This window comes from Xenorhabdus ishibashii, assembly GCF_002632755.1.
Lineage (GTDB): Bacteria > Pseudomonadota > Gammaproteobacteria > Enterobacterales > Enterobacteriaceae > Xenorhabdus > Xenorhabdus ishibashii.
Window position 1 is genome coordinate 2827168 of the sequence record NZ_NJAK01000001.1, and the last position, 16677, is coordinate 2843844.

A 16677-nucleotide genomic window follows, 5' to 3' on the forward strand; every position below is an offset into this window, starting at 1 on the left:
ACGGTGTCAGATTACCCAATTTATTCCCGATGATAAGGGTGGTTAGTAGTGATGCTCCACGCCCGATAAAGGCTCTCCGCAACCAAAACCCGTACAAGAGGATGCGGCATGGTTAAAGGAGAAAGTGACCAGCTTTGTTCCGCGGCTGCTTTGCAGGCAGGGGCTAAACCTTCAGGGCCGCCAATTAACAGACTGACATTTCTGCCATCCAGCTTCCAGCGTTCAAGCTGTTGTGCTAATTGTGGGGTATCCCAACGAGAACCAGGAATATCCAGAGTCACAATACGATTACCTTTACCAACGGCAGCCAGCATCTGTTCACCTTCTTTTTCCAGAATGCGCTTGATGTCAGCATTTTTGCCCCGTTTTCCCGCTGGAATTTCAATAAGCTCAAAAGGCATATCTTTGGGAAAGCGACTCAAATAATCCATAAAGCCGGTCTGTACCCAGTCCGGCATTTTTGTTCCTACAGCGACCAGTTGTAACTTCAAACTCAGCTCCAGAGTTTTTCCAGTTCGTACATACGGCGGCTGTCTTCTTGCATTACATGGACCATAATTTCGCCGAGATCGACGACTATCCAGTCTGAAATGCCTTGCCCTTCAACACCTAAAGGCATAATACCGGCTTGGCGGCAGTCATCCACCAGATTATCTGCCACAGACATCAGGTGGCGATTTGATGTTCCGGTGCAGATAACCATGCAGTCAGTAATACTGGATTTTCCACGAACGTCTATAGAAACAATATCCTGTGCTTTGGAATCTTCAAGTTTATCAATAACAAATTGTTGTAATTCTGTGCCTTGCAAAAGGATCACCTTTATTTCATAAAATTGGTTAAGTAACGCAGAATAATAGCATGCCAATCTCTATAAAAGTAAGCGAGTTAGCTGCAAATCACGCATGGTTTTGTTATTTCTTATATAACCCTTGTGAATCGATATAATTTTGTATCGATGGGGGAAGCAAATCATCACAATTTATCCCTTGCTGGTGGCGCTGGCGAATATCCGTTGCTGAAATGTTTAACAACGGAGTGGCGGCCAGATAAATATAACCGTGTGGTTTTTGGCTCAGTGGGAGTGGAGAATCAGTTTTGTGCTTTTCAAACCACGATTGCATACCAGGAGCTGAAAGTTGACTTTGATAACCCGGACGGGAGCAGACCAACAGATGACAAATGTTGAGCAATTCTTTCCATTTATACCAGGTATGAATAGTTTGTAATGAATCCTGACCAATGATGAATGCCAATGGACGTTGCTCGCCGATTTCCTGACGAAAGGATTTCAGGGTTTCTACTGTGTAAGAAGGCGTTTGTCGCTCCAGCTCACGGGTATCCACGGTAAATAGAGGGTTATCTCGCACCGCCAGACGAACCATTTCCAGTCGTTGCCGGGAGGTTGCCTCCGGTTGAGGGCGGTGCGGGGGGACATGATTCGGTAATAAGATGACCTGTTTGAGTCCTGCTAATTGAGCCAATGCTTCCACAGGACGCAAATGACCGTAATGGATAGGGTCGAATGTGCCACCGAATAAAGCCTGAATAACCGGAGCATTCCCATTGGTTGCAGAATCAATGGCATTGATTGGGGCATTGTTTGAGGCATTGTTTGAGGCAATATTTGTTGAATCAATATCTTGATCGATATTGATTGGATCAATAGATTCAAGCATTCAGGAAGCTCTCTGGTAATGGTTTTCCGCATAACAACATGGAAAGCGTTTCCAGGTCAGCCCAAATGGATTGGCTATAATCCTGTTTGACGCGTAGTTCCATCTGAGTCAACAAATGTATGGCAGATTGTAGTTCTTGTTGTGACAGGCGCTGTAATGCGGTTGATAACAATGTCCTGCGATTTTGCCAAATCTTGTGTTGATCAAACAAAGTCTTCAAAGGGATGGTCGTATATTGACGTTTAAGTACCAGGAGCAGCATTAACTCCCGCTGTATAGTACGGAGTAAAATAATTGTCTCGGTATCTTCTTGCCGGAGCTGTTTCAATATATGCCATGCCCGCTTTACTTTTCCTGCCAGCAAAGCATCAATCCAATGATAGGGCGAAAAGTGAGCCGCATCGTTGACCGCTTCTTCTACGCGAGGAAGTGTCAATCGATTATCAGGATAGAGCAGAGAAAGGCGTTCCAGAGCCTGAGCCATTGCCAATAGGTTTCCTTCATAGCAATAGCAGAGTAATTGATTGGCTTCATTTTCCAGTAATAGCCCCATGTTTTTGGCACGTTGTGCCACCCATTGTGGCAGGCGATTTTGCTCAGGTGTCAAACAACTGACATATACCCCATTTTGCCCAATCGCTTTGAACCACGGGCTATTTTCCTGTGCTTTAGTCAGTTTGTGTCCACGTAATATCAGTAAGATATCTGAATGCAGTAACCCTGACAGTTTGGTTAACCGCTCTGCCATTGCGGCATTTGGGCCATTTTCTGGCAGCAGCAAGTTGAGAGACTGACGACTGGCAAACAGGCTAAGTGACTGACACAGGCCGAAAATCTCATCCCAATCGGTATGGTTATCCAATGTGAAAGTGAAATGTTCCATAAAACCATGTTGTTCAGCCACTTTACGGATACTGTCTTGACTTTCCTGCAATAGTAATGGCTCATTGCCCCACAACAGGTAGCTGCCTCGCAGCTCTTCATTGAGCTGCGAAAGGAGTTGTTCAGGATACAGTCGGATCATTGCTTTTGTTTAGCCGCAGCTTTTTGGGTTGCCTCGGCTTTCAGGAGTTCTGCACTATGGACGGTCAGCAATTGGCGCATAAGCTGACGGGCAGCCTGTTCACGCATTTCCTGTTTAACCAGTTCATCTTCTGCATCTTTTGCCAGTGCTTCCAAAGAGTTATCGAAGAACGAACGATCGACCTTTGCCTGCAATGGATAGATGCTACCATCCGGCATCAGAACTTGCGCATCAACATTCAGTACCAACAGACGTTCAGCCGCTTTACCATCCAGAAAGATAGACACTGTCTCTTTGTTTTCATCAGAGCTAACCAGTTTCAGGATAGGTACAGAAGCATCACCATTTTCAACAATTTTGACATCGTTCAGCCGAAGTTGCTGGCGTACTGCCCGTGCCAGAGGCCCATAAGGGTCACCAGAGCTTAATTGCAATGTTTGCAGTTCTTTTGGAACCTGTGTTGTGCCCTGAAGATGAAAACCGCAGCCAGCGGTGACTAGCACCGCTAACCCGATCAATATCATGCAAATATAACGTCGTAGATTATTTTCTACCACAAATGGGGTCTCCTGTTATCAACCTACTATTATTAACCTACAACCAGATTCAGTAATTTACCTGGAACATAGATGACTTTGCGGATACTGACGCCTTCAAGATATTTCTTCACACCGTATTCTTGCATTGCCATCTCTTGGACATATTCTTTTGTTGCATCTGCTGGTACCGTAATACGACCACGAACCTTACCGTTAATTTGAATAATGACCAGTTTAGTATCGTCTACCATTGCCTGCTCATCAGCTTGTGGCCATGCCGCAGTGTCAATGTCATCCTCATTACCCAGTGCTTTCCACATGACGAAGCAAACGTGTGGTGTAATAGGTGAAAGCATACGTACAATCGCAGTGACTGCTTCTTGCATCAGAGCACGATCTTGCTCTGTTTCCTGTGGTGCGCGAGTCAGTTTATTCATCAGCTCCATAATGGCCGCAATGGCAGTATTGAACGCTTGACGGCGACCAATATCGTCAGTGACTTTCGCGATGGTTTTGTGCAAATCACGGCGCAGATCTTTTTGTTCTGGCGTCAGGTTGCTGACATCCAGTGGTTGGGTTGTTCCTTTGTTGCTGTGTTCATAAACCAGACGCCAAACACGTTTCAGGAAGCGGTTAGCACCTTCCACGCCAGACTCTTGCCATTCCAGAGTCAGTTCTGGTGGTGCAGCGAACATCATGAACAGACGAACGGTATCTGCACCATATTTATCGACCATAACTTGTGGATCGATACCGTTGTTCTTGGATTTCGACATTTTGCTCATGCCGGTATAAACCAGTTCATGACCGTCTTTATCCGTTGCTTTTACAATACGGCCTTTCTCGTCACGCTCAACAATGGCATCAGTCGGAGATACCCAGACTTTCTCGCCGCTGTTGCCAGTGTAGTGGAAGGCATCAGCCAGAACCATGCCTTGGCACAGCAGGCGCTTAGCAGGTTCATCAGAGTTGACCATGCCCGCATCGCGCATCAATTTGTGGAAGAAACGGAAGTACATCAGGTGCATGATAGCGTGTTCAATACCACCGATGTATTGATCCACTGGCAACCAATAGTTGGCCGCAGCCGGATCTAACATACCTTGATCATAATCTGGGCAGGTATAGCGTGCGTAATACCATGAGGATTCCATAAAGGTATCAAAGGTATCGGTTTCAAGCAGTGCTGGCTGGCCATTGATGGTTGTTTTGGCCCATTCAGCATCAGCTTTGATTGGGCTGGTGATCCCATCCATCACGACATCTTCTGGTAAAATTACCGGCAATTGATCTTCTGGAACAGGAACAACGGTGCCATCTTCCAGTGTTGCCATTGGTATTGGCGCACCCCAATAACGTTGACGAGAAACGCCCCAGTCGCGCAGGCGGTAATTGACTTTACGTTGTCCGACACCCATTGCAACCAGTTTGTCTGCGATAGCATTGAAGCCTTCTTCATGGTTCAGGCCACTGAATTCGCCGGAATTGACCAGTGAATTTTTATCAGTAACAGCCGCTTCCTGAACGTTTGGTACATTGCCATCGTTATCAAGAATAACGGCTTTTATTGGCAGGTTGTACTTAGTGGCAAATTCCCAGTCACGTTGATCGTGTCCTGGAACAGCCATCACCGCACCTGTGCCGTATTCCATCAGGACAAAGTTGGCAACCCAGATAGCGAGTTTTTCGTTGGTCAATGGATGAATGACAAACATGCCGGTTGGCATACCTTTTTTCTCCATTGTTGCCATATCAGCTTCGGCAACTTTGGTATTACGGCATTCGTCGATGAATTTCTCTAATTCAGGATTATTTTCCGCTGCCTGTTTTGCCAGAGGATGACCCGCCGCTACAGCGACATAGGTCGCTCCCATAAAGGTATCCGGGCGTGTGGTATAAACGGTGAGTTTTTCCTGATTGTCAGCAACGTTGAACGTGATTTCGACGCCTTCAGAACGGCCAATCCAGTTGCGCTGCATGATTTTGACCTGTTCTGGCCAATCTTCCAGTTTATCCAGATCGTTTAGTAGCTCTTCGGCATAATCGGTGATCTTGATGAACCATTGTGGGATCTCTTTACGCTCAACCTGGGTATCACAACGCCAGCAGCAGCCATCAATAACCTGCTCATTCGCGAGAACAGTCAGGTCATGCGGGCACCAGTTAACGGCGGACGTTTTTTTGTATACCAGACCTTTTTCGTACAATTTAGTGAAAAACCACTGTTCCCAGCGGTAGTACTCTGGCGTACAGGTGGTGACTTCACGATCCCAATCATAGCCAAAACCCAGTTTTTTTAACTGGTTTTTCATATAGTCAATGTTGGAATAAGTCCACGGGGCTGGGGCGGTATTATTCTTGACCGCAGCCCCTTCTGCTGGCAGACCAAATGCATCCCACCCGATAGGTTGCAGTACGTTTTTGCCCAGCATGCGCTGGTAACGGGAAATCACATCACCAATGGTGTAATTACGGACATGGCCCATATGTAGTCGGCCAGAAGGATAAGGTAGCATGGACAGGCAATAGTATTTTTCTTTGCTGTTGTCTTCTGTCACTTTGAACGTTTGCTTCTCTTGCCAATGAAGCTGGACTTGTTGTTCTATGTCTTCTGGACGATATTGTTCTTGCATGGCACCGATAATCCTATGGTGAGTAATAAAGCTACGCCTTTAGCGCGTTTGGTTTGTTTATGAAATCAAAGATCCCATAGCATAGCTGATAAGGGATAGGGGCAACAACTCTTGTTAAAGGAGGAATGCGGAAAATGACTTATTTTTAGGGGAAATTTAAGATCGGCGGCAGTTTTGCCTTCCGCCGATGAGGAAAAATCAGTGCAGAATTTTCGCCAGAAAATCGCGAGCACGTTCTGATTTCGGGTTGGCAAAGAAATCTTCTTTCTTACTGTCTTCGACAATTTTACCTTCATCCATAAAAATAACGCGATGAGCTACTTTCTTGGCAAATCCCATCTCATGGGTTACCACCATCATGGTCATACCCTCGTTCGCCAATTCCACCATAACATCCAGTACTTCATTAATCATTTCAGGATCAAGGGCGGAAGTAGGTTCATCAAACAGCATAGCAATCGGGTCCATGCAGAGTGCTCGGGCAATGGCAACACGTTGTTGCTGACCACCGGAGAGCTGGGCAGGAAACTTATCTGCATGGCTGGTTAATCCAACTCGCTCCAGCAGTTTTAAGCCTTTTTCAGTCGCTTCTTTCTTGTCGCGTTTTAACACTTTAACCTGAGCCAGTGTCAGGTTTTCAATAATCGATAGGTGAGGAAAAAGTTCAAAGTGCTGAAACACCATCCCCACCTTGGAGCGTAATTGTGCCAGATTGGTGTTCTTGTCATTGACTTTTGTATCGTTTACTTGAATTTCACCTTGCTGGACAGGTTCAAGGCCATTGACCGTTTTTATCAGTGTGGATTTACCGGAGCCAGAAGGCCCGCAGACCACGACTACTTCGCCTTTTTTGACTTCAGTTGAGCAGTCAGTAAGAACCTGAAATTGGCCATACCACTTGGATACATTTTTCAGGGAAATCATCAAACAGTCCTTTTCTTCAAATAGTTAACCAGCATAGAAGCGGAAAAACTAATCACAAAATAAACAAAGCCGGCAAACAGAACCATTTCAATTTGGGTTCCATCGCGCTCACCAATATTCGTTGCTGTACGGAAAAAATCCGTCAGACTCAATACATATACCAGAGAAGTATCCTGAAATAATACAATGCCTTGTGTTAGCAGCAATGGGATCATTGCCCGAAATGCTTGTGGCAGTATGATCAGCCTCATGCTTTGCAGTTGCGTCATCCCCAGTGCCAGGGCAGCAGAGGATTGCCCACGGGAAATACTTTGGATACCTGCTCGAATTATTTCGGAGTAGTAAGCTGCTTCAAAGAGTGAGAAAGCTACCATTGCAGAAATTAAACGGATATCGGTTTTTGGTGATATACCTAGAATATTTTGTAATAAGTTAGGCACAATCAGATAAAACCACAGTAATACCATTACCAATGGAACCGAGCGGAAAAGGTTAACATATAGGGCAGCAAACCAGCTCAATGCCTTGACGGATGAGAGGCGCATCATCGCCAGAGTGGTTCCCCAGACAATGCCTATAATAACGGCTGTCACGGTAATTTTTGCCGTTATCAACAATCCATCCAGAAGAAAGGGCAAACTTGGTACAATCGAACTCCAGTCAAACTGATACATTTCTTATCGCCCTCCCATATTGCCGGGTAAACGTACTTTTTTCTCCAGTATGCTCATGGCAAACATAATCACCAGATTGATACCCACATAAGCCAATGTGATCGCTGTGAATGATTCATAGGCGTGTGCGGAATAATCCAGTAATTTACCCGCTTGGGCAGCCATATCGACCAAGCCGATTGTGGAAGCGATAGCTGAATTTTTCACCAGATTGAGCATTTCAGAGGTCATTGGGGGAATGATGACTCGGTAGGCGTTTGGCAGCAGAACGTAACGGTAGGTTTGTGGCAAAGTTAAGCCCATTGCCAGCCCTGCGGCTTTTTGCCCTCTTGGGAGTGACTGAATTGCCGCGCGAACTTGCTCGCATACACGGGCAGCAGTGAATAATCCTAAGCAGATGACTGAGGAGATAAAAAATTGAATATTGGGATCCAGCTCCATTTTGAACCAATCACTTAGGTTTTTGGGCAGAAACTCAGGAACGACCAGATACCAGGTAAAAAATTGGACAATGAGAGGAACGTTGCGAAATAACTCCACATAACAGGTTCCAAGCCCGGAAAGAAATTTATTCGGAACTGTACGGAGAATACCGAACAATGAGCCGACAACGAATGCAATGATCCAGGCACAGGCGGAAAGAACTACTGTTACCTGAAAACCAGAAATAAGCCACCCCAGATAGGTGGTATTACCAAAAGGGGCAGCTTGTAAAAAGATGCCCCAATCCCAGTTAGCGGACATAATCGAACTTCCTGATATGGGGTTAGCTATCATTCATCGAATTTAAATTTGGAAAAAATGAGGTAGGAAACAACTACCTCATACCTGTTTTTCCAATTAAATCGGATCTTTGATTAATTAATTCAATGCCTTATCATTTGGTGATTTAAACAAAGCTCTCATTTCATCTGACATGGAGAAGTTTAAATTCAGGTTCTTAGGTGGAATAGGTTCTTTAAACCAGCGATCAAACATTTTTTCTGCCTCGCCGGAGGTTTGTGTTTTGACAATAACGTCATCAATCAATTTCTTGAATTGAGGATCATTTTTGCGCAGCATACAACCGTATGCTTCTTCCGATTGTGGTTTGCCAACAATGATCCATTGATCGGGTTTTTTGGCTTTCGCGCGTTCACCGGCGAGCAAGGCATCGTCCATCATAAAGGCGACAGCACGGCCTGATTCCAGAGTACGGAATGAATCACCATGATCTTTGGCACTGATGATCCGCATTTTCATTTGCTTCTCATCATTGAGCTTATTTAACAGGATTTCAGAGGTTGTACCGGAAGTGACAACGACATTTTTTCCTGCCAGATCATCAAATCCCTTGATGCCTGAATCTTTTTTGGTCAGCAGGCGAGTACCGACGGAAAAGATAGTATTGGAAAATGCCGCTTGTTTTTGTCGTTCAAAGTTGTTGGTAGTAGAGCCACACTCAAAATCGAAAGTACCGTTTTGCAGCAGGGGAATGCGGTTCTGGGAGGTAATCGGGATCAGCTTAACTTGCAAATTAGGTATATCCAGCTTTTTCTTGACGGCATCAACGATTAGGTTGGAATAATCCTGGGAATAACCAACAACGTTTTGTTGATTATCGTAGTAAGAGAATGGAACAGAAGATTCTCGGTGTCCAACAACGATAATGCCATTATCCTTGATTTTTTTCAGTGTTCCTGTCAATTCCTCAGCATGGGCAGCCCCAACTGCGCTAAGTAACATCATGGTTAATATCAACTTACGCATATACAGCTCCTTTATCTGGCTATTTTTTGTGAAATTGGATTTTCTTATAGATAATTGTGCTTTTGCATGTTTCTACATAAATAAGACTGTCGGAACGATTTTTTGGGTTGTTTTGTTTGTGTGATGTAAAAAAATAATTCAAAGTGTTACTTTTTTGAAACCATAATGTTTCTGTTTCGCGACCCGCATCGCACTATAAATAAACAATTTCATTTATGTGTGGTTAAAACGCGAATAATATCGAATATTGTTCACACTTTGATCTATTTAAAATAATATTTTGTTTTTGTGGGTGATTTGTGGTGATATATGGTATAAATTTTTATTATTTCGGTGATTAAATCGATGATTAAATGAAATCAGGGCATAAGTACTATGCCCTGACTATTATTAACATTTAGTTAAAGGAAAATAGAAAATTAATTTTTGCGACGTTTTTTTATAAAGGCAAAGATGAAAAACAGGACGCTTGCTCCCCATATTGGCCAATTTCCGAAGCGAAAATAAGGTGTTATTCCTGTGGTTGGAGTTACTGTGGCTTCCAATACCTGTCGAGTAAATTGTGGCAGTTCAGCCTGAATGGAGCCGTCAGGGTTGATTACTGCGGTAACACCATTATTCGTTCCTCTTAGCAGAGGACGGCCTAGTTCAAGAGCGCGCATCCGTGCCATTTGGAAATGCTGCCAAGGGCCAATGGAGTGTCCAAACCAGGCATCATTAGAAACGGTTAGGAGGAACTCTGTGTCAGGTTTGAAATTATCACGTACTTGTTCACCTAAAATAATTTCATAACAGATAGCGGCAGTAATATTGTGTCCGGCAACAGAAAGTTGAGGCTGGATGTAATTACCTTGGCTAAAAGAAGACATTGGCAAATTGAATAAAGGTGCTAGTGGCCGCAGTATTGATGCCAGAGGCACAAACTCACCAAACGGTACCAGATGATGTTTGTCGTAACGGGTGGGAGCCGGATATTGGTAAGGTGTCTTATCCCCCAATACGATAATGCTGTTATAGAATTTATAACCTTCTAATGTCGGTCGGGCGTCCACAACGCCAGTGACTAAGCTGGTATTGTGTTTCCTCAACACGATATCCAATTTAGTCAGGAAATCACTTTGATGATATTCATAATCAGGAATAGCCGATTCCGGCCAGATGATGATTGACGATTTACCAATGAAAGGACGGCTGTTATCCAAATAAATATCTAACGTTTTCCCTAGAACAGCGGGGTCCCACTTGATGGCTTGAGGAATATTCCCTTGAACCAAAGCGATATTAGTGGTTTTTTCTGGCTGTAGGGTATACCACTGGTAGCGCTTCATTGTCCACGGTAACAGCAGCAGGATAATGGCGAAGACAGTTGCGGAAATTTTTTTCTGAGTGACAGCAAAAACCAGTAGTCCGCTGATCATCATCAGCAAGAAAGTAATACCTTCTACACCCAAAATAGGCGCAATAGCTTTCATCGGGCCATCAATTTGGCTGTAACCAAACTGCAACCAAGGAAACCCAGATAGCACCCAGCCACGCAAGAATTCTGTCAATTGCCACAGCGCCGGGCTGGCAATAACCAACCTGATACTATTAGAAGCTGGAAAAAAGCGGTTCAATAAACCAGTAAACAGAGCAGGATAAAGGGCAAGATAGGCAGATAGCAGGATCACCAAAAATATATTGATAGCGGTTGGCATGCCGCCAAAATCGGCGATACTGACATAAACCCAATGTGCACCACTGCCAAATAAGCCAAGACCCCAGCATAAACCAATAAAGCAAGCTTGACGGGTTGTTCTGTTCAAGGAAAGGATTTGCAGGCCGAAAAGGGAAACAAGTGCAGCAGGCCAGAAATCAAAAGGTGAAAAAGCCAGTGTTCCACTGGCTCCGAAGAAAAGTGCCAGCACAGCACGTAGCCGCTGGCAACTTATTAATGAGGCTTTGTTCATCCAGATCCTATTTATTGTTTATCAAGGCCAGGAACGTCAGCATCATCCGGTATTTTTACATGAACCTGAATGATTTTACGGCTATCAGACATTGCCACTTTGAAAAGGTAGCCATCAATGGTGACGGATTCCCCACGTGAAGGCAGATGCCCAAATGCCTGCATGACTAGCCCACCAATAGTATCAACCTCTTCATCGCTGAAATTGGTGCCAAAAACGTCATTAAAATCCTCAATTTGAGTCAATGCCCGTACTGAATAGGAATGGCGACTTAAAGCACGAATATCGTTATCGTCATCATCATCGTATTCGTCCTCTATTTCACCCACAATCAGTTCAAGAATATCCTCAATTGTGACCAGCCCCGAAACGCCGCCAAATTCATCGATCACAATCGCCATATGGTAGCGTTGGGAACGGAATTCTTTCAGCAGGCGGTCAACACGTTTACTTTCCGGCACGACAACAGCCTGACGAAGTACTTTATCAATGCTGAAAGGTTCTGCATTTGTACGCATGAAGGGTAGCAGATCTTTCGCCATTAATATGCCTTCAATGTGATCTTTATCTTCGCTGATCACTGGAAAGCGTGAGTGGGCTGAATCAATAATAACATCCAGACATTCGTCCAGAGATTGGTTGCGTTTTAAGGTAACGATCTGTGAGCGTGGGATCATAATGTCACGCACGCGTTGATCAGCAATATCCATAACACCTTCGAGCATCTCGCGGGTATCAGGATCGATGAGGTCGTTCTGCTCAGAATCACGGATCAGTTCAACCAAATCATCACGGTTTTTCGGTTCACCGTGGAAAAGCTGATTAAGAAGTGCAAAAAAGCCTTTCTTAGGGTCAGGGCTATCGTTACTTGAAGGATGGTCGTCGCTCATGGCGTTTTAATGAAAATTCCCCATATAAAATCGTAGACTATTATGTTTAACATAAAAATGTTGGCAGTGGTTATTCTTTTTCCGCGAGATAGGGATCAGCATAACCCATTTTTTTTAGGATCTCTGTTTCCAGAGTTTCCATTTCTTCCGCTTCATCGTCTTCAATATGGTCATATCCCAGAAGATGAAGGCAGCCGTGAACCACCATATGCGCCCAGTGTTCTTCGACCGTTTTTTGTTGCTCATCTGCCTCTTTTTCAACAACTTGACGACAGATGATTAAATCACCGAGTAAGGATAATTCAACTTCAGGTGGTGCTTCAAATGGGAAGGATAACACATTCGTTGGCTTATCTTTCCCACGATAAGTAAGGTTTAAATCGTGGCTTTCTGCCTCATCAACCAAGCGGATAGTCACTTCACTTTCCGCCTGAAATTGTGGTAAAACACCTTCCAGCCAGCGCTGGAAAAGGGCTTCTTCGGGAAGCCCTGCGGGGTTTTCACATGCAATTTGCAAATCTAGTATGACTGAACTCATTGTGTTTCCTGTCGGCGTTTCTCTGCGAGCACTTTTTTACGTTCCTGCTCTGCGGCTTCCCATGCTTCATAGGCGATAACAACTTTTGCAACCACCGGATGGCGAACAACGTCTTCACTATGTAAGAAGTTAAAGCTCAGTTCATTAACATCAGATAAAACTTCTATTGCATGACTCAGGCCTGATTTTTGGCCTCTCGGTAGATCGATCTGAGTCACGTCACCGGTAATAACTGCCTTGGAATTAAAACCAATACGGGTCAGAAACATTTTCATCTGTTCGATAGTCGTATTCTGGCTTTCGTCGAGAATAATAAAGGCATCATTGAGAGTACGTCCACGCATATAAGCCAGTGGTGCCACTTCAATGACATTTCTTTCGATAAGCTTCTCAACTTTTTCAAATCCCATCATCTCAAACAGGGCATCGTAAAGCGGCCGCAGATAAGGGTCGACTTTCTGGCTGAGATCACCAGGCAGAAAGCCCAGTTTTTCACCTGCTTCAACCGCAGGGCGGGTCAACAGGATGCGGCGGATTTCCTGACGTTCCAGTGCATCAACCGCTGCGGCGACAGCTAAATAGGTTTTCCCTGTACCCGCAGGCCCAACCCCGAACGTGATATCGTGATCAAGGATGTTAGCGATATATTGTGCCTGATTGGGAGTACGGGGTTTTACAACACCCCGTTTGGTTTTGATATTAACGGCCTTGCCATATTCGGGAACGCTTTCCGCTGCTTGTTCCAGCACCCGACTTTCGGTAATAGCAAGATGAACCTGTTCAGGCTCAAGATCAGGTATCACACCGCGTATGGGCGCGGTTTCGACATAAAGGTGACGCAAGATCCCCGCAGCCGCACTAACACACAATGGTTTACCTGCCAGTTTGAAACGATTATCACGGCGATTGATTTCAATACCCAAACGACGCTCAAGTTGTTTCAGATTATCATCAAGTGGTCCACACAGACTCATCAGACGTTGATTGTCTGCGGGTTCCAGAAAGATTTCTTGGGTTGCTACTTGTGAGTTTATTTGTGTCACTGATTATCTCTATGTTAGGGCCTGTTAAGGCTGGTAAAAGCCAACGCCGAGTTCATCTTCTTTGCGAGTACGCGCAATGACTGATTCAGGTGACTCATGGATGCGCAGATCCATCTCATCTTCAGTACGGATAACTTTACCACGCAGGGAGTTGGCATATACGTCCACAATTTCGACATCAACAAACTTACCAATCATGTCAGGCGTTCCCTCAAAGTTAACCACACGGTTATTTTCGGTACGGCCAGAAAGTTCCATGATATTTTTGCGTGACGGACCCTCAACCAGAATGCGCTGTGTAGTGCCCAGCATTGCACGACTGAAACTCATAGCTTGTTGGTTAATGCGCTGCTGGAGCAGATATAAACGCTGTTTTTTCTCTTCTTCACTGACATCATCTGGCAAATCTGCCGCAGGTGTTCCTGGACGCGCTGAATAGATGAAGCTGAAACTCATATCGAAGTTAACATCGGCAATCAGTTTCATGGTTTTTTCAAAGTCATCCTGTGTTTCACCTGGGAAACCAATGATGAAGTCAGAACTGATCAGAATGTCAGGGCGAGCCTTACGCAAACGGCGAATAATACCTTTGTATTCTAGTGCAGTATGGGCGCGTTTCATCAGGGTAAGGATGCGATCAGAACCACTCTGGACTGGCAGATGCAGGAAGCTTACTAACTCAGGGGTATCTTCGTAGACAGCAATAATGTCATCAGTAAACTCAATTGGATGGCTGGTGGTGAAGCGAATTCGGTCGATACCGTCAATAGCCGCAACCAGACGCAACAGTTCTGCAAATGTGCAGATATCTCCATCAAACGTTGCACCACGGTAGGCATTAACGTTTTGACCGAGCAGATTAACTTCACGTACACCTTGTGCAGCAAGTTGTGCAATTTCGAATAAAATATCGTCACAAGGACGGCTGACTTCTTCTCCGCGAGTGTAAGGTACAACGCAGAATGTGCAGTATTTATTGCAGCCTTCCATGATGGAAACGAATGCGGTCGGGCCATCGGCACGAGGCTCAGGCAGGCGGTCAAATTTTTCAATTTCTGGGAAACTGATATCAACAACCGGACTGCGAGTGCCTTTTACATGATTAATCATTTCAGGCAGGCGGTGCAGGGTTTGTGGTCCGAAAATAATATCGACGCTAGGTGAGCGCTGGCGAATGTAATCCCCTTCCTGGGAAGCAACACAACCACCCACACCGATAATGATTTCAGGGTTTTTATCTTTCAGCCCCTTCCAGCGGCCAAGTTGGTGAAAGACTTTTTCCTGAGCCTTTTCACGGATTGAACAAGTATTCAGGAGTAAGATATCTGCTTCTTCGGCGACATCGGTTAACTGATAACCGTGAGTGGTTTCCAGCAAATCGGCCATTTTGGATGAATCGTATTCGTTCATCTGGCAGCCCCAGGTTTTGATATACAGTTTTTTTATCGTCGACATTTTGTGTATCCGGTGTTTCCAGTGGAATGATGCTTCAACGCTGAAAAGCGCAATATATTGCACAATATTGCACGTAGTGTATTTAGCATAATATTGTTGGTTATTGTAGTCATTTGAGGCACCAGTGACCAGACTGTAACAGCGGATATTCACAGCCGGAAAGGGAAAATTCCGGTAGACTATTTTAATCAATAAGTTAATGACGTGATGAATATGAATAATCCACAACAAAAATTCGATATCGTTGTCGTTGGCGCAGGTATGATTGGCGCTGCGACAGCATTGGGATTGGCGCAGGAAGGTTGGCGAGTCGCATTATTGGAGCACCACCCCCCCGCGTCTTACGATGCGGATAGTGAACCTGATGTTCGCATATCTGCGATAAGCTGTGCTTCAGTGGATTTATTGAAGCAATTGGGAGCATGGGAAAACGTATTGCGAATGCGCAGTGCCCCTTATCGGAAGCTGGAAACATGGGAGCAAAATGATTCGAATGTCATTTTTGACGCTGAAAGTTTAGGGCTGCCAGAGTTAGGGCATATGGTTGAAAATCGCATCTTGCAACTGGCATTGTGGCAGGAATTCGAGCGTTATCCAAACTTGACCTTGTTTTGTCCTACGTCGCTGAAATCTATGTTACGTCAGCATGAGAGTAAAACGTGGCTGGTCACATTGGCGGATGGCACAGAAATTGACACACGTTTGATTATTGGCGCAGATGGTGCCCGCTCTCAAGTCCGTCAATTGGCGGGTATTGGCAGTAACGGGTGGCAATATCGGCAGTCATGTATGCTGATAAGTGTCAAGACCGACCAGCCTCAACAAGAGACAACATGGCAACAATTTTTTCCTTCTGGTCCCAGGGCCTTCCTGCCGTTATTCGATCAATGGGCTTCATTGGTTTGGTACGATTCCCCCGCTCGTATTCGCCAATTGCAATCTATGACGATGGTACAACTTGAGCGAGAAATTTTTCAATCATTTCCCACTCGCCTGGGTAACGTTACCCCGATTGCTGCGGGTTCATTTCCACTGACTCGTCATCATGCCAGCCATTACGTGCAAGAAGGGGTAGTTTTGCTGGGAGATGCAGCTCATACCATCAACCCGCTGGCAGGGCAGGGAGTGAATTTAGGCTATCGGGATGTTGATGTGTTACTCAAGGTGCTGACTCATGCTAAAGAATTGTTGGAAGATTGGGATTCTTTGGCTGTCTTAATGCGTTATCAGCGTCGCAGGATGCCGGATAATTTGGTGATGCAGGCAGGAATGGATTTTTTCCATACTGCATTCAGCCGTGATTTACCGGGGTTAAAAACGATACGAAATTTGGCATTGATGGGCGCACAACGTTCAGGGGTGATGAAAAATCTTGCGTTGAAATATGCATTGGGGCTGTGATGGATATTACTTTCTGTTAGCCCCTTATGGGGCTAATTTAGTTGGTTTTAAGAGTTGTGTGTTGTTGAATTGGTGAAGTAGATAACCGAATACTTATTTATTTGGTAATCGCTGAAGTGGCTTTTATGGGGGATTTTGACGGCTGTAAAACAAAAAAACCACCTTCATTGGTGGTCTGT

Annotated in this window: 16 protein-coding genes; 1 reads left to right on the forward strand and 15 read right to left on the reverse strand. The window is 44.9% G+C overall.

The annotated features are described in order from the left end of the window. Window positions 1–20: 20 nt before the first annotated feature. From rlmH to miaB, 15 genes are all read right to left on the reverse strand, one after another. On the reverse strand, window positions 21–491 hold the full coding sequence (rlmH, locus tag Xish_RS13460; protein WP_099118274.1) for a 23S rRNA (pseudouridine(1915)-N(3))-methyltransferase RlmH: 471 nt from the start codon (window positions 489–491) through the stop codon (window positions 21–23). A gap of 2 nt (window positions 492–493) precedes the next feature. After that, a complete protein-coding gene (rsfS, locus tag Xish_RS13465; RefSeq protein WP_074018466.1) occupies window positions 494–820 on the reverse strand; it encodes a ribosome silencing factor in 327 nt (108 codons plus the stop codon). Window positions 821–914: 94 nt separating this feature from the next. Next, window positions 915–1583, reverse strand: coding sequence for a nicotinate-nucleotide adenylyltransferase (gene nadD, locus Xish_RS13470; RefSeq protein WP_425275034.1), 669 nt, complete (start codon window positions 1581–1583; stop codon window positions 915–917). An 88-nt stretch (window positions 1584–1671) separates the two neighbouring features. Beyond that, the gene (gene holA / locus Xish_RS13475; RefSeq protein WP_099118276.1) at window positions 1672–2703 is read right to left on the reverse strand and encodes a DNA polymerase III subunit delta; all 1032 of its coding nucleotides are present in this window, start codon (window positions 2701–2703) and stop codon (window positions 1672–1674) included. Continuing rightward, window positions 2700–3260, reverse strand: a complete 561-nt coding sequence (gene lptE / locus Xish_RS13480; RefSeq protein WP_279625631.1) for an LPS assembly lipoprotein LptE — start codon at window positions 3258–3260, stop codon at window positions 2700–2702. Before lptE ends, holA begins: the two co-directional genes overlap by 4 nt. 32 nt (window positions 3261–3292) lie before the next feature. Beyond that, the gene (gene leuS, locus Xish_RS13485) at window positions 3293–5875 is read right to left on the reverse strand and encodes a leucine--tRNA ligase (RefSeq protein WP_099118277.1); all 2583 of its coding nucleotides are present in this window, start codon (window positions 5873–5875) and stop codon (window positions 3293–3295) included. A 198-nt stretch (window positions 5876–6073) separates the two neighbouring features. Continuing rightward, window positions 6074–6799, reverse strand: a complete 726-nt coding sequence (locus Xish_RS13490; protein ID WP_099118278.1) for an amino acid ABC transporter ATP-binding protein — start codon at window positions 6797–6799, stop codon at window positions 6074–6076. Then, window positions 6799–7473, reverse strand: coding sequence for a glutamate/aspartate ABC transporter permease GltK (gltK, locus tag Xish_RS13495; RefSeq protein WP_099118279.1), 675 nt, complete (start codon window positions 7471–7473; stop codon window positions 6799–6801). The genes Xish_RS13490 and gltK overlap by 1 nt, the downstream gene beginning before the upstream one ends. Before the next feature lie 3 nt (window positions 7474–7476). Beyond that, window positions 7477–8217 (reverse strand): amino acid ABC transporter permease, encoded by a 741-nt coding sequence (locus tag Xish_RS13500; protein WP_099118280.1) that lies wholly within the window; start codon window positions 8215–8217, stop codon window positions 7477–7479. Between the two features lie 117 nt (window positions 8218–8334). Then, window positions 8335–9222 carry an amino acid ABC transporter substrate-binding protein gene (locus Xish_RS13505; RefSeq protein WP_141553983.1) on the reverse strand — a complete coding sequence of 296 codons (888 nt, stop codon included), beginning with the start codon at window positions 9220–9222 and terminating at the stop codon, window positions 8335–8337. Window positions 9223–9641: 419 nt separating this feature from the next. Further along, complete coding sequence (gene lnt / locus Xish_RS13510) at window positions 9642–11171, reverse strand: apolipoprotein N-acyltransferase (protein ID WP_099118282.1); 1530 nt, start codon at window positions 11169–11171, stop codon at window positions 9642–9644. Window positions 11172–11182: 11 nt separating this feature from the next. Next, window positions 11183–12061: a CNNM family magnesium/cobalt transport protein CorC gene (gene corC, locus Xish_RS13515; protein ID WP_099118283.1), complete on the reverse strand. Its 879-nt coding sequence runs from the start codon at window positions 12059–12061 to the stop codon at window positions 11183–11185. 70 nt (window positions 12062–12131) lie between these two features. After that, entirely contained in the window at window positions 12132–12599 is a 468-nt protein-coding gene (gene ybeY, locus Xish_RS13520) for an rRNA maturation RNase YbeY (RefSeq protein ID WP_099118284.1), read from the reverse strand. Continuing rightward, window positions 12596–13642, reverse strand: a complete 1047-nt coding sequence (locus tag Xish_RS13525; protein ID WP_099118285.1) for a PhoH family protein — start codon at window positions 13640–13642, stop codon at window positions 12596–12598. Before Xish_RS13525 ends, ybeY begins: the two co-directional genes overlap by 4 nt. Window positions 13643–13666: 24 nt before the next feature. Further along, on the reverse strand, window positions 13667–15097 hold the full coding sequence (gene miaB, locus Xish_RS13530) for a tRNA (N6-isopentenyl adenosine(37)-C2)-methylthiotransferase MiaB (protein ID WP_099118286.1): 1431 nt from the start codon (window positions 15095–15097) through the stop codon (window positions 13667–13669). Window positions 15098–15310: 213 nt separating this feature from the next. Here miaB and ubiF point away from each other — a divergent pair, with 213 nt between their 5' ends. After that, the gene (gene ubiF / locus Xish_RS13535; protein WP_099118287.1) at window positions 15311–16498 is read left to right on the forward strand and encodes a 3-demethoxyubiquinol 3-hydroxylase; all 1188 of its coding nucleotides are present in this window, start codon (window positions 15311–15313) and stop codon (window positions 16496–16498) included. Window positions 16499–16677: the final 179 nt, after the last annotated feature.

What these genes read in the sequence shown, in the direction of transcription:
- holA (WP_099118276.1), bottom strand. Translation starts at nt 2,703, where the DNA reads ATGATCCGACTGTATCCTGAACAACTCCTTTCGCAGCTCAATGAAGAG.
- leuS (WP_099118277.1), bottom strand. Translation starts at nt 5,875, where the DNA reads ATGCAAGAACAATATCGTCCAGAAGACATAGAACAACAAGTCCAGCTT.
- Xish_RS13490 (WP_099118278.1), bottom strand. Translation starts at nt 6,799, where the DNA reads ATGATTTCCCTGAAAAATGTATCCAAGTGGTATGGCCAATTTCAGGTT.
- gltK (WP_099118279.1), bottom strand. Translation starts at nt 7,473, where the DNA reads ATGTATCAGTTTGACTGGAGTTCGATTGTACCAAGTTTGCCCTTTCTT.
- Xish_RS13500 (WP_099118280.1), bottom strand. Translation starts at nt 8,217, where the DNA reads ATGTCCGCTAACTGGGATTGGGGCATCTTTTTACAAGCTGCCCCTTTT.
- Xish_RS13505 (WP_141553983.1), bottom strand. Translation starts at nt 9,222, where the DNA reads ATGCGTAAGTTGATATTAACCATGATGTTACTTAGCGCAGTTGGGGCT.
- lnt (WP_099118282.1), bottom strand. Translation starts at nt 11,171, where the DNA reads ATGAACAAAGCCTCATTAATAAGTTGCCAGCGGCTACGTGCTGTGCTG.
- corC (WP_099118283.1), bottom strand. Translation starts at nt 12,061, where the DNA reads ATGAGCGACGACCATCCTTCAAGTAACGATAGCCCTGACCCTAAGAAA.
- ybeY (WP_099118284.1), bottom strand. Translation starts at nt 12,599, where the DNA reads ATGAGTTCAGTCATACTAGATTTGCAAATTGCATGTGAAAACCCCGCA.
- miaB (WP_099118286.1), bottom strand. Translation starts at nt 15,097, where the DNA reads ATGTCGACGATAAAAAAACTGTATATCAAAACCTGGGGCTGCCAGATG.
- ubiF (WP_099118287.1), top strand. Translation starts at nt 15,311, where the DNA reads ATGAATAATCCACAACAAAAATTCGATATCGTTGTCGTTGGCGCAGGT.